At 64.5% G+C, this 13,014-nt stretch carries 13 protein-coding genes; 12 read left to right on the forward strand and 1 reads right to left on the reverse strand.

All coding sequences use genetic code 11. The features are described from left to right. Window positions 1-75: 75 nt before the first annotated feature. From QT386_RS14485 to QT386_RS23455, 8 genes are all read left to right on the forward strand, one after another. The gene (locus tag QT386_RS14485) at window positions 76-471 is read left to right on the forward strand and encodes a hypothetical protein (RefSeq protein WP_104231592.1); all 396 of its coding nucleotides are present in this window, start codon (window positions 76-78) and stop codon (window positions 469-471) included. A gap of 95 nt (window positions 472-566) precedes the next feature. Further along, window positions 567-1,841 carry a TolC family protein gene (locus QT386_RS14490; RefSeq protein WP_104231593.1) on the forward strand — a complete coding sequence of 425 codons (1,275 nt, stop codon included), beginning with the start codon at window positions 567-569 and terminating at the stop codon, window positions 1,839-1,841. Window positions 1,842-1,860: 19 nt separating this feature from the next. Beyond that, window positions 1,861-2,862, forward strand: a complete 1,002-nt coding sequence (locus QT386_RS14495) for an efflux RND transporter periplasmic adaptor subunit (protein WP_104231594.1) — start codon at window positions 1,861-1,863, stop codon at window positions 2,860-2,862. Between the two features lie 76 nt (window positions 2,863-2,938). Next, on the forward strand, window positions 2,939-6,088 hold the full coding sequence (locus QT386_RS14500; RefSeq protein WP_289274476.1) for an efflux RND transporter permease subunit: 3,150 nt from the start codon (window positions 2,939-2,941) through the stop codon (window positions 6,086-6,088). Beyond that, window positions 6,085-6,402: a P-II family nitrogen regulator gene (locus QT386_RS14505; protein WP_104231596.1), complete on the forward strand. Its 318-nt coding sequence runs from the start codon at window positions 6,085-6,087 to the stop codon at window positions 6,400-6,402. Before QT386_RS14500 ends, QT386_RS14505 begins: the two co-directional genes overlap by 4 nt. Next, complete coding sequence (locus QT386_RS14510) at window positions 6,402-7,016, forward strand: isoprenylcysteine carboxylmethyltransferase family protein (protein ID WP_104231597.1); 615 nt, start codon at window positions 6,402-6,404, stop codon at window positions 7,014-7,016. The genes QT386_RS14505 and QT386_RS14510 overlap by 1 nt, the downstream gene beginning before the upstream one ends. A gap of 81 nt (window positions 7,017-7,097) precedes the next feature. Further along, complete coding sequence (locus tag QT386_RS14515) at window positions 7,098-8,069, forward strand: cation diffusion facilitator family transporter (protein ID WP_289274477.1); 972 nt, start codon at window positions 7,098-7,100, stop codon at window positions 8,067-8,069. 238 nt (window positions 8,070-8,307) lie between these two features. Further along, the gene (locus QT386_RS23455) at window positions 8,308-8,598 is read left to right on the forward strand and encodes a DUF411 domain-containing protein (RefSeq protein WP_367401446.1); all 291 of its coding nucleotides are present in this window, start codon (window positions 8,308-8,310) and stop codon (window positions 8,596-8,598) included. Window positions 8,599-8,725: 127 nt separating this feature from the next. Here QT386_RS23455 and QT386_RS14520 read toward each other — a convergent pair whose 3' ends face one another. Beyond that, window positions 8,726-8,992: a metal/formaldehyde-sensitive transcriptional repressor gene (locus tag QT386_RS14520; RefSeq protein ID WP_104231600.1), complete on the reverse strand. Its 267-nt coding sequence runs from the start codon at window positions 8,990-8,992 to the stop codon at window positions 8,726-8,728. 56 nt (window positions 8,993-9,048) lie between these two features. On the opposite strand from QT386_RS14520, the gene dmeF reads away from it, so the two are divergent. The 4 genes from dmeF (at window position 9,049) to QT386_RS14540 (ending at window position 13,013) form a co-directional block, all read left to right on the forward strand. Next, window positions 9,049-9,972: a CDF family Co(II)/Ni(II) efflux transporter DmeF gene (gene dmeF, locus QT386_RS14525; RefSeq protein ID WP_289274478.1), complete on the forward strand. Its 924-nt coding sequence runs from the start codon at window positions 9,049-9,051 to the stop codon at window positions 9,970-9,972. A 97-nt stretch (window positions 9,973-10,069) separates the two neighbouring features. Continuing rightward, a complete protein-coding gene (locus QT386_RS14530; protein ID WP_289274479.1) occupies window positions 10,070-10,438 on the forward strand; it encodes a hypothetical protein in 369 nt (122 codons plus the stop codon). Between the two features lie 59 nt (window positions 10,439-10,497). Further along, entirely contained in the window at window positions 10,498-11,757 is a 1,260-nt protein-coding gene (locus tag QT386_RS14535; protein ID WP_289274480.1) for a TolC family protein, read from the forward strand. After that, complete coding sequence (locus QT386_RS14540) at window positions 11,754-13,013, forward strand: efflux RND transporter periplasmic adaptor subunit (protein ID WP_289274481.1); 1,260 nt, start codon at window positions 11,754-11,756, stop codon at window positions 13,011-13,013. Before QT386_RS14535 ends, QT386_RS14540 begins: the two co-directional genes overlap by 4 nt. The last annotated feature ends 1 nt before the right edge of the window (window position 13,014 follow it).

Here is a 13,014-nt window from a genome sequence, read left to right on the forward strand (position 1 = left end):
TAAGCGGGCAGGTCGTCACGACTGTCTTTGACGGCCCGGGATCGATCCTCGGCCAATTTTGCTAGAGTAGCTCTCATGACCCACGCTCCGACACTCCAACGGCTGCTGACGCTGATGTGCGTCCTGCTGTTGATCGTGCGCGTCGCGGGGCCTCATCTGCACCTATGCTTTGACGGGCAGGAAGCGCCTGCCAGTGTCCATTTCCTGGACGTTGGCTTGCACCATACGGCCAGTCACGGTGCCCCACACCGGGACACAGATGTGTCCCTGGCGGTGGACGGCGTCTCCAAGACCGGCAAGCAAATCAGCTTTGATGATTTGCCGATTGTGTTGCTCGCGGCACTGCTGGTCTGGATTCTCTTCCAGACTCCGCGCCGGTTCGTTCTCCCCCTGCTGCCGGCACTCATTCCGGCAAGCCCCGCCTTCCTGCGGCCGCCCTTGCGCGGACCTCCCCAGCTGACCTCCCTCTGAAGTCTTGAGGTGTTCCCGCGCGCGCGTCATTGCGCTGCTGCGGCGTCATTGGGGCATTCGCGCGTCTGAACGCGCGGTGCCGATGGGAGGTTTCAATGAATCGTTTTTCCGCACGTGCCATGGGCGCGTGTCTCTTCACCCTGGCCGCCTTCGCGCCGGGGACACAGGCCGCTGACGGCCTGACGTTGCGGCAGGCTGTTGATGCCGCTTTGGGTGGCAATCCCGAGCTGCAAACCTTTGCGTTCCAATTCCAGGCCCTGGAAGCCCGCAGCCGGCAGGCCGCACTGCGGCCGGCACCGGAGCTTTCGATCGACGTCGAGAATGTGCTCGGCACCGGTGCCGTAAAGGGCACGGACGCCGCCGAGTACACCTTTGCGCTGTCGCAGGTGATCGAGCTTGGCGGCAAGCGCGACGCGCGCATCGCTGCAGCCCAGGCGGGCCGTAGCGCTGCGGATCTGGAGCGCCAGGCACGCCAGCTGGATGTGCTGGCGGAGGTCACCCGCCGTTTCATCACGGTGGCTACCCAGCAGGAGCAATTGCAGCTGGCCCGCAAGGCCACCCAGCTGGCGCAGCGCACCGTCAACGGCGCTCAACGTCGCGTCGATGCCGCCAAATCTCCCCATGCTGAACTGGACCGGGCACGCATCGCCCTGGACCGGGCCAAGCTGGACGAACGTCGCGCAGAGACCGAACTGGACACCGCCCGGCGACAGCTGGCGGCCACCTGGGGCGAATCCAAGCCGGTCATCAACGGGCGGCTGATGGGTGAGGTGCAGGCTGATTTGTTTTCGCTGCCGTCTCCTGACGCCTATGAGGCTCTATCGGCGCGCCTGGCTTCCAGTCCTGACTTCCTGCGGTTCGCCTCGGAAGCCCGCCTGCGTGACGCAGAGCTGCGACTGGCCGCCACGACGCGCAAACCTGACCTGACGCTGGGCGGTGGCTTCCGCCGTTTCCAGGAGGGCGGCGACCAGGCTTTCGTGGCGTCCGTGTCCATTCCGCTGTTTGGTGGCCGCCGAGCCGAGAGCTTCATCGCCGAAGCCCAGGCCAACCGCGACCTCGTGGGTGCCGAACAGCGTGTGGCCGAGGTCAAGGCCCGCGCGATGCTCTATGAGCTGCATCGCGAGCTGACCCGGGCGGTGGCCGAAGCACAGTCGCTGCGGACCGACATCCTGCCGCGCACCGAAGAAGCCCTGCGTGAGACCGAGTACGCCTTTGAGCGCGGTCGTTACAGCTACCTGGAGCTGGTGGACGCCCAGCGCGAGTACCTGGACTTGCAGGCCAGCCTGATTGAGGCCAGCGCCAACGCCCATTCCCTGCGAGCCGAAATTGAGCGCCTGACCAACGCGCCCCTGGCGGCATCGACCCCTTGAAACGAATTGAGATCCTGAAATGAATTCCAAGCTGATTATGTTGACGCTGCTGCTGCCCTTGGCGCTCTCCGCCTGCGGTGGCTCCGAACCCGCCTCGGCGGAGGCAAAGCCCGAAAGTGCCGAGAAGTCCGGCAAGCACGCAGAAGGCGAAGCCGGCCACAAAGAAGGTGAGGAAGGGCACGAGGAGGGTGAAGGCGGTCATGAAGAGGGCGTTTTGGCGTTGACCCCTGAGCAGATCAAGGCGGCCGGTATCGAGCTGGCCCAAGCCGGACCCGCCACGATCCGCGAGACCCTGCCGCTGTACGGTGTCGTCGCACCCAACGCCGAACGCGTACGTGAAGTCGCTGCGCGCTACCCGGGCGTCATCCGCAGCGTCACGACTGCGATTGGCAGCACCGTCCGCCAGGGCCAAAGCCTCGCAACGGTCGAAAGCAATGAGAGCCTGGAGACCTACACCGTGACCGCACCGCTGTCCGGGGTTGTCACCGCGCGCAACGCCAACCCCGGCGAGCAAACCGGCGAGAAGGCCTTGTTCACGGTCGCGGATCTGTCGACCGTCTGGGTTGAACTGTCGCTGTTCCCGCGTGACGTGGCCAAGGTCCGAGTTGGCCAGGAGGTCCGCGTGAAGAACTCCGACACCAACCTGAATGCCACCGGCAAGCTGGTCTACGTGGCGCCCTTCGGCAGCAGCAACAACCAGACGCTGACCGCACGCGTGCTTCTGGACAACGCCGAAGGCCGCTGGTCCCCGGGCCTGTACGTGACGGCGGACGTCACCCTGGCGGAGTCGCCGGTAAACCTGGCCATTCGCAACGAGGCGGTCCAGAACATGGAAGGCCGCAACGTCGTATTCGTGGCCGAGGGCAAGGGTTTCGAGCCGCGTCCCGTGAAGCTCGGCCGCAGCGACGGCGAGACCTCCGAGGTTCTGGGCGGAGTCCGCGCGGGCGAAACCTATGCCACGCACAACAGCTTCATCCTGAAGGCTGAGCTCGGCAAGGGCGAAGCTGAGCACGGCCACTGAGCATGCGCGCTATGAATCTCCGCCATGTCCGAAGCCAATACCGGCGCCTGCGCGCCGGCTCTGAAAGGATTTCCCCATGATTGACGCACTTCTGCGTTTCTCCATTGCGCGTCGCTGGGTCGTGATGTTCCTGGTGCTCGCGGTTGCCGCCGCGGGTGCCTGGAGCTACCAGCGCCTTCCCATCGATGCCGTCCCCGATATCACCAACGTCCAGGTCCAGATCAATACCCAGGCCGAAGGCTATTCACCGCTGGAAGTCGAGCAGCGCATTACGTACCTGGTCGAGACCGCGATCGCCGGCTTGCCGGGAATCGAGTACACCCGCTCGCTGTCTCGTTACGGCCTGTCGCAGGTGACGGTGGCCTTCGACGATGGCACCGACATCTTCCACGCCCGGAACCTGATCAACGAGCGTCTGCAGACGGCCAAGAGCCAGCTGCCCGACGGCATCGAGCCGGAGATGGGTCCGATCGCCACGGGTTTGGGGGAAATCTTCCTCTACACCGTCCACGCTGACGAAAAGGCCCGGCAGGCCAATGGCCAACCCTGGGATGCCACGGCCCTTCGTACGCTGCAGGACTGGGTGATCCGGCCGCAGTTGCGCCAGGTAAAGGGCGTTACCGAGGTGAACACCATCGGCGGGTTCGAGAAGCAGTTCCATGTCACGCCTGATCCCGCGCGAATGCTGGCCTACGGCCTGACCTTCGATGACGTCGTCCAGGCGCTGCAAAAGAACAACGCCAATGTCGGTGCGGGCTACATCGAGAAGAACGGCGAGCAGTACCTCATCCGCTCCCCGGGCCAGGTCGCCGACATCGCCGCCATCGAGCGCGTGATCGTGGCTGACCGGGACGGCGTGCCGATCACAGTACGCGATGTGGCCGAAGTAGCCTTCGGCAAGCAGCTGCGCACCGGTGCCGCGACCCGCGACGGCGAGGAAGCGGTGTTGGGCACCGCGGTCATGCTGATCGGTGGCAATAGCCGCACGGTTTCCAGCGCGGTGTCCGCCAAGCTGGCGGAAATCGACAAGACGCTGCCCGAGGGCATCACCGCCGAGCCGGTCTACGACCGTACAGTGCTGGTCGACAAGACCATCGCAACCGTCCAGAAGAACCTGCTGGAAGGCGCCATCCTGGTCGTGGTCGTGCTGCTGCTGATGCTGGGCAACGTACGCGCGGCGCTGCTGACCGCCATGGTGATTCCGCTGTCGATGCTGATGCTCATGACCAGCATGGTCGAGACCAAGGTCAGCGCCAACCTGATGAGCCTGGGCGCGCTGGACTTCGGCCTGATCGTCGATGGCGCGGTCATCATCGTGGAGAACTGCATCCAGCGCCTGGCACATCGTCAGCATCACCTCGGGAGGCTGTTGACCCTAGAGGAACGCTTCCAGACCGTCTTCAGTGCGACCCGCGAGGTCTTCACGCCGAGCTTGGTCAGCGTGCTGGTCGTGATCCTGGTGAACCTGCCGATCCTGGCTCTGACGGGTGTCGAGGGCAAGATGTTCCGCCCGATGGCCCTGGCCGTGATCATGGCGCTGCTGGCTGCCCTGGCGTTGTCGCTCACCTTCGTGCCGGCGGCTGTTGCGTTGTTCCTGTCGGGGAAGATCGAGGAGAAGGACAACCGTCTCGTCGCGGGTGCCAAGCGCCTCTATACCCCTGTCCTGGATGCTGCACTGCGTCTGCGTGTGCCGTTCCTGGCGGGCGCGGTGCTGTTCGTCGCCCTCTGTGGCTGGATGGCCTCGCGTATGGGTTCGGAGTTCATCCCGAGCCTTGACGAAGGTGATCTGGCGGTCCAGGCCCTGCGTATCCCGGGGACCAGCCTGTCGCAGTCTCTGGAGATGCAGTTCCAGCTGGAGAAGGCGGTCAAGGCCATGCCGGAGGTCAAGACCTACTTCTCGCGCGTGGGTACGGCCGAGGTCGCAACCGACCCCATGCCGCCCAACATTTCCGACGGCTACATCATGCTGAAGGAGCGCAAGGACTGGCCCGATCCGGGCAAGACCAAGGCGGAGCTGGCTGAAGAGATCGAAAAGCGCCTGGAGGGAATCCCCGGTAATGCCTTCGAGATCAGCCAGCCGATCCAGTTGCGCTTCAATGAGCTGATCTCCGGTGTGCGCTCCGATCTCGGCATCAAGGTCTACGGCGACGACCTGGATCTGTTGCTGCAGAACGGCAACGCCATCGCCAAGGTGCTGAACGCCATACCGGGCGCCGAAGGCGTGAAGGTCGAGCAGGTGGCCGGTCTGCCGGTCCTGTCGATCGAGCCCAAGCGCGAGGCGCTGTATCGCTACGGGCTCAATGTCGCCGACGTCCAGGACGTTCTGGCAGCGGCTACGGGCGGCGAAGAGGCGGGCCAGCTCTTCGAGGGCGATCAGCGCTTCTCCCTGATCGTCCGACTGCCGGAGCGTCTGCGCAATGACCTGGGAGCGCTGGAACGGTTGCCGGTGCCACTTGCGCGCGGTGGCTATGTGCCGCTGGGCGAGGTTGCGACGCTCAACCTCGCCCCGGGCCCGAACCAGATCAGTCGCGAGAACGGCAAGCGCCGCCTGGTGGTTTCCGCCAACGTGCGGGGCCGCGATCTCGGCGGCTTCGTGACGGAGGCCCAGGCCAAGATCGAGCAGCAGGTCAAGCTGCCGCCGGGCTACTGGCTGTCCTACGGTGGCACCTTCGAGCAGCTTCAGTCGGCAACCCAGCGCCTGACCGTGCTGGTGCCGATCACGCTGGTGATGATCTTCGCCCTGCTGATGATGACCTTCGGATCGGCCAAGGATGCTGCCCTGGTGTTCAGCGGCGTGCCGTTGGCCCTGACCGGCGGCGTCATCGCCCTCTGGCTGCGCGGCATCCCGCTGTCGATCACGGCCGGTGTCGGCTTCATCACGCTATCGGGCGTGGCGGTGCTGACCGGCGTGGTCATGGTGGCGGCTATCCGTGACCGGCTGGCCAACGGCATCGACATCGAGACCGCCATCCGCGAGGGCGCGATGATGCGACTGCGCCCGATCCTGATGGTGGCCCTGGTGGCCGCCTTGGGCTTCCTCCCGATGGCCCTGAACACCGGCACAGGCGCCGAGGTCCAGCGCCCGCTGGCGACCGTGGTCATCGGCGGAATCATTTCTTCGACGCTACTCACGCTGCTGGTGCTGCCGGGCTTGTACCGGATGGCCTGGCGGCCCCGGCCGGAGCCGGTTGACGGTTCGGCGCGCATTCAGGAGTCCCATGCATGAAACTGATCAAGGCCTTTATCCACCACGTCCGGACGCCGGACGTGGTTCAGGCGCTCGCCGACGCGGGGTTTCGCAACATCACGCTGCAGGACGTGAAGGGCATCCTCAAGCCCCTCAGTGACGACGAGCGGGAATTCTCCCGAGATGCCGCGGGACCTGTCATCTCCGAAACCCGGCTTTCGCTGGTCTGCGAGGACAGCGACGTGGAAGCTGTCACTTCCATCATCCAGTTCGTCGCGAAAGTGGGGCCCCATATCTCCGGCTGGGTTTACGTCAGCCCGGTGGATATGGCCTTGCCCATTGGAGGGGATTAATGAGCAAGCAACCCTTCTTTTCCCGCTGGCGAATCTGGATCACACGCTTGTTCTGCGTGGCGATTGTCGGGCTGTTTTTAGTCTCGTTGCCTGCTTGGCATGACCAGGAAAGCTTGATGGCTCACCTGATTACACCGCTGGGGCTGATTCTGGCCTCCATCGGTGCGATCGGGCGCCTCTGGTGCAGCAGCTACGCGGCAGGCAACAAGAACGCCCGGCTTTTAAGGGAGGGACCGTACTCGCTGACCCGCAATCCGCTCTACGGCTTTTCCTTCCTGGGAGGCTTGGGGGTCGCGATCACGACGGAAACCTTCACGATTCCGGCGCTGTTCGTAGCGGGCTTTGCGTTGTACTACCACTTTGTGATCACGGAGGAGGAAAAGCGGCTGCAGGTTGACCATGGAGAGGACTATGCGACCTATCAGGTTATGGTCCCGCGCTTCATCCCGCGCACCACTGCCTACGTGGAGCCACAGCGCTGGGAGATCAGCCCATCGGCGCTTCGCCGGTCGATGGGCGAAGTGATCTGGTTTGTCATCGCCGCAGTGTCGATTCATGCGCTTCACGATTTGCGCGGGGTGCTGAGCCTGCCGACGCTCTTGGTTCTTCCATAGGGGCGCAGGCGTAGCGATACGTTCGGGGCCGCAGCCGTAGAGAACGCGGGTGCGGCCCCACTTTTCTGGATGCAGTCCCGTATGCGGCCGCTGGGCACGACGGGATTGCCGATGTTGAGTCTAGGAGGTGATATGTCACATGACCATGCAAAGGGTGAGAAGCATGCCCCTGGCGACAGTGTCGAACATGATCACGCCATTACTGCCTCGGACGCCCGCCTGAAATGGGCGCTCACCTTGACCGCGGGCTTCATGGGGCTGGAGGTGGTCGCAGGCTTGTGGAGCGGATCCCTGGCTCTGCTGGCGGACGCCGGGCATATGCTGACTGACGCCGGTTCGCTCGCGCTGGCGCTATATGCAGCCAAAGCCAGCCGACGCAGCCCGGATGACCGCCGCACCTACGGCTATGGCCGTGCTCGCGTGCTGGCGGCTTTCGTCAACGGGCTATCGTTGCTGCTGATTGCGGCCTGGATCGCGATCGAGGCGGCGCAGCGCCTTCAAGAGCCGGTACCGATCCTGGCAGGGCCGATGCTGGGCGTAGCCCTGGCCGGCTTGGGCGTGAATGTTCTGGCATACCTCATTCTTCGGGGTGGATCCGACCTGAACAGCCGCGGAGCCTTGGCTCATGTTGTTGGCGACCTATTGGGGTCAGTTGCCGCCATTGGGGCCGCCGTGATCATCCTGACGACGGGCTGGAGCCCTGCAGATCCGCTGCTATCGGTCGTCGTTGCCGTTCTTATCGTGCGCACCGGCTGGCGCATCACAAGCGAATCGGCACATGCACTGCTCGAAGGGAGTCCTGTCGGCTACGACGTTGATCGTGTGCGGAAGTCCCTCCTCAGAACCATTCCCGGACTCTTGGACGCCCACCACGTGCATGCCTGGACGGTCGCGGCTGACGATATCTATGTTTCCCTGCATGTGAGGGCATCAGTGGGACTGTCCGTGGATGCTGTTATCGCTGATGTTCGGGAACACCTGCATGCGGAATTCGGGGCTCGGCACGTTACCGTCCAGGTTGAATTTGAGCGCTGCGCATCGCCGGAGCACTGACATGGCCAAGAAGATTCGGCCGCGGGAACGTCCTCGGGGCTGGAAAGGGGTATCCAGGACGGTGAAGGTGTGGGTGGTACTCGCCCTTGCCTGCAGTGTGCTTGCGGGAATCCTGGCACAGTGGCCCCGGTGGTTCCCCATTGATCCCATGCGGCAGGTCACCATCTATCGCACGCATGGCTGTCGCTGCGCCTTCACTTGGGCACGGGATCTGGAATCCAAGGGATACGTCGTCACGATGTATGAGCCCGAAACGCTCAAGACCATCCGTGGGGCCCTGAAGACTCCACCATCTCTACGGGGATGCCATGTAGGACGGTACATGGAGTATTTCGTCGAGGGGCATGTGCCCGCCGAAGCGCTGGGAGTGCTGGCGCGCCAGCACCCTGCCGGGCTTGGGGTAGGGGCAGAATCGGCTGCAGCTCGACATGAGCCTCCGTCATCCTCGCATGCAGGCGGGACCCCAGGGGTTACTCTTTACGACCAGAACGGAAATGCCCATCCCTGGTGGAGTGGACTCGGCGCCTGACTTTGTTTCCGAAAGAGGGCTGACCAGGGAGGCGAGGGCGACCTTGTGGAGTGGACAGTCGCGAGGAAGGCCACCAACTCGTCGTATTGCCGACATGCCCCCATGGCGGTGAAGTAGCCCCCCGCGGTTACTTCATGTATGAACGAAAAATCTTGATCAGGTCGTCCAGCTCGTCGGCATGGCCGCCATCCACCGGCACCAGATGGGTGCGCAGATGGCCCTCGACGACTTCCATCATGAGCCCGTTGATGCCGCCGCGCACCGCGGCGATCTGCTGCAGCACGCCGCTGCATTCCGAGCCTTCCTCCAGCGCCAGTTCCAGACTCTTGAGCTGGCCCTGAATACGCCGAACCCGGTTCAGGAGCGGTTTCTTGTTCTCGGAGGTATGCGCCATGGGTGATCGTCCTGTATACTGGGGGTGAGTATATTGAAACCGCAGGTCCCCGCCAAATGTCGACACACACCCACGCCTTCAACGAAGGCAACCCTCTGGCGGAGAGCCGCACGCGTTGGGCGGTAGCACTGACCTCGCTGATGATGGTGGTCGAGATCGCCGGCGGTTGGTTCTACAATTCAATGGCATTGCTGGCCGATGGCTGGCACATGAGTTCCCACGCTCTTGCGCTCGGCTTGGCGGCACTCGCTTACTCGCTGGCCCGCCGGCTTGCCAACGACCATCGCTTTGCATTCGGGACCTGGAAAATCGAGATCCTGGGTGGTTTCACCAGCGCGCTGTTGCTCCTGCTCGTGGCGTTCTCGATGGCCTATCAATCGATCGAGCGTCTGTACTCACCCACTCCGATTCACTACGACCAGGCGATCGTCATTGCCTTTGTCGGTCTGGCGGTCAATCTGGTCTGCGCAAAGCTCCTGCATGCCGGCGGACATCAGCAGCATGGCCATGATCACGCGCACGATCATGGACACAGCCATAGCCACGACCACGGCGCGCACGACCTCAATCTCAGGTCGGCCTACCTCCATGTTGTGGCCGACGCAATGACCTCGGTTCTGGCCATCGTCGCGCTTTTCGGTGGAAAGCTGTGGGGGGCCGACTGGCTCGACCCCACGATGGGCATCGTCGGAGCCGTGCTGGTCGGCACCTGGGCCATTGGCCTGCTGAAGTCCACCAGCCGCGTGCTGCTCGATGCGGAGATGGATGCGCCCGTGGTCGAGGAAATCCGCGAGGTGATTGCCCAAAGCCCGGTCAAGGCCTCGATCTCCGATCTGCATGTCTGGCGCGTGGCCACGGGCAAGTACGCATGCATCCTGCGGCTTTCGGTCGCTGGCCATGCGACGGCCGAGGAGTTCCACCGGCAACTGGCGGTGCATGAAGAACTGGTCCACGTCACGGTCGAGATCGCCGCAGCGTAGGGACAACCATGCCCAGCTCTGACGTCCACGGCGGTTTTCGGCCTGCGGCCGTCCAGCCTGCTGGCCACCTTCAATCTAAATCGACTATTGTCCGCTGATGTTCGCGCGCCTCGCCCCCATCCTGCTGTCGCTGTGCCTGCTGGCGGGCCTGAGCGGCTTGGGCCCGCATGTGCACCGGCATGCGCACGGGCATGATGAGGCACACAGCTACGTTGTTTCTGCGCTGGATATCGACCACGCCCAGGCCCACGCCGAGGGCAGCCAGGATGATGACAGCAACAAGCTGGGGACCCGCGTTTCCCTGGACCTGCCCCAGCTTGGACCGGCACCTAGTGCCGTTCTGTCCATCGACGTCGATGGCGTCCCAGGCTTGTTGCCCCTCCTCGCGGAGCAGCGTGTAACAGGGCCACCCCGATTCCTGCTGCCTCCCAGCCAGGCCCCTCCCCAGGCTTTCTCGACCGTTTAGCGCGCCGCGCCCTCTGAAGGACGCGGCGTACATCCGCGTTCCTGGAAGAGGATTTCACCGTGTACCTTTCCGTTGTCTGGCGTCCTGCCGCTCTTGCGGCGGCGCTCACGCTCGTCGCGCCTGTGCTGGCTGCCGAGCCCCTTTCTTTGCGCGATGCCCTGCAGCGAGCAGAAGCTTCGCATCCCGACCTGCAAGGATTTGATGCGGAGCGCTCAGGCGCCGCCGCCCGCCGCAGCCTGGCGGAGCGATCCCCCACGCCCGAGATCAGCGTCCTCCTGGAAGATGCTTTTGGTAGCGGAGCCCGCAGCGGCCTTGATCGCGCCCAGTGGACCCTGAGCTTTTCCCAGGCCTTGGAGTTGGGCGACCAGCGCTCCAGCCGTCTGGGCGCGGCCGACTCCCGGGCCGTGGCCCTGACGGCCGACCAGGAACTGCGCCGCCGCGACGCCTTGGCTGAGGTTGCCCAGCGCTTCTTCGAGGCCGCCGCCGACCGCGAGCGTCTACGTCTTGCCGAAGAGAAGGTCGATCTGGCTCGCAAAAGTCTGGCGGCCGCAGACACTCGAGTTAGCTCTGCTCGCGCTCCTGTAGCCGAGCGCGCGCGTGCCCAGGCTGCTCTTTCCCAGGCAATTCTGGAACGAGAGCACGCCGAGCACGAGGAAATGAGCGCTCGGGTCGCATTGGCGGTCTCGATGGGCTCTCCCGAGCCGGACTTTGGCGAACTCAAAGCGCCCTTGTTCGATCTGCCCCCGCTGCGCCCACTGCCGGAGTTGCGTCAACGACTGAAGCAGAGACCGTCGGCTCGGGCTCGCCTGGCCGAAGCCGCCGCGCTGGAGGCGGAACGCCAGGCTGCGTTGGCGGCTGCTGGACTGCGACCGACCTTCATCGGCGGCGCACGCCGCTATGAGGACGGCAACGATGTCGCAGCAGTCGTCGGCGTTAGCCTGCCGCTGCTTGCGGGACGTCGGGCCCGGGACGAGGCCGCGCTCATCTCCGCCCGTCAGGAACAGACACAAGCCGAAGGCCAGGCCGCTCTGCTGCGCGCCGAAGAGCAGTTGTTCGAGCGCTACCAGGAACTCGGCCATGCCAAGGAAGCCCTGCGCTTGCTCGACACCGAAGTGCTGCCTGCTCGCCAGGAGGCACTCAAGCAGACCCAGTACGCCTATGACCGAGGGCGCTATGGCTACCTCGAACTGTCGCTGGTGCTCCAGGAGCTTGCCGACGCCCGTCGCGCCCGCTTGGACACGGCCCTGCGCTATCACTCGCTGCTCGCCGAACTCGAACGCATTACCGGCGACCGTCTCATCGAAGGAAACACCCCATGAATCGCCACACGACCTGCATCCTGATCGCGCTCGGCCTGGCGCTGGGAGCCTGCAATCCGAAGTCCGCCGAACCCGCCGCTGAGCATGGAGGCGAAAAGGCCGCATCAGCGGAGTACGAACGAGGCCCCAACCGCGGCCGCATGCTGCGTGACGGTGACTTCGCCCTCGAACTCCAGATATTCGAGGACGGCGTGCCCCCCGAGTACCACGTCTACTTGTACCGGAACGGCAAGCTACTTCCGCCGACCTCGGCCAAGGTGGTCGTCGAACTGACCCGGCTGGGCAACAAGCAGAATCGCTTCGCCTTCACGCCGAAGGACGGCTATTTGATCGGCAGCGGCACGGTCACCGAGCCCCATTCCTTCAGCGTCGTGGTGACGGCAGAGGAGGGCGGTAAGGCCCATCGCTGGGCCTTCGACAGCTTTGAAGGCCGTACCACCATTTCGGCCAAGAATGCCCAGGATGCCGGCGTCCGGACCGAAGCCGCCGGTCCCGCAACGATCGCGGAGGTACTGAAGCTCACGGGCCGCGTGGTTCCCAATGCCGAGCATGTGCGCGCCGTCACCGCACGCTTTCCCGGCACGATCCAGAAGGTATCCAAGTCGGTCGGCGATACCGTGCAGGCGGGCGACCGGCTGGCGGTTGTCGAGAGCAACGACAGCCTGCAGAGCTACAACGTGACCTCGCCGATTGCCGGCGTGGTGCTGGAGCGCGATGCCAACCCTGGCGAGTTTGCGGGGAACGGCCCGCTGTTCGTGATCGCGGACTTCACCAAGCTCTGGGTCGAACTCGCGGTCTTCCCGCGCGACCTCGCCAAGCTCCGCGTCGGACAGCCCGTGACCCTGTCCGGGGTCGATGGCGGGGAAGTTCAGGCTTCCGGCCAGATCGTCCGCATCGCCCCGGCGGAGGGAGCCGGTCGCGGCACCCTGAGCGGCGTCTACACCGCGAGGGTCGCGCTGGACAACGCCACCGGCCAATGGACACCCGGCCTCTTTGCCCGCGGCGAGGTGCGCATTGGTGCGGCCGAGGTGCCCCTGGCGGTGAAGCGCAGCGGGCTGCAGGCCTTCCGTGACTTCACGGTGGTCTTCGAGCTGATCGGGGAAACCTACGAAGTGCGCATGCTCGAGCTCGGTCGACAGGACAGCACCCACGTGGAAGTCCTTGGCGGCATCGAGCCCGGCGCCCGATACGTTTCCGAAAACAGTTATCTGATCAAGGCCGACATCGACAAGTCCGGCGCCAGCCACGACCACTGAG

This window comes from Solimonas sp. SE-A11 (assembly GCF_030345715.1).
In the GTDB taxonomy this organism is placed as follows: Bacteria; Pseudomonadota; Gammaproteobacteria; order Nevskiales; family Nevskiaceae; genus Solimonas_A.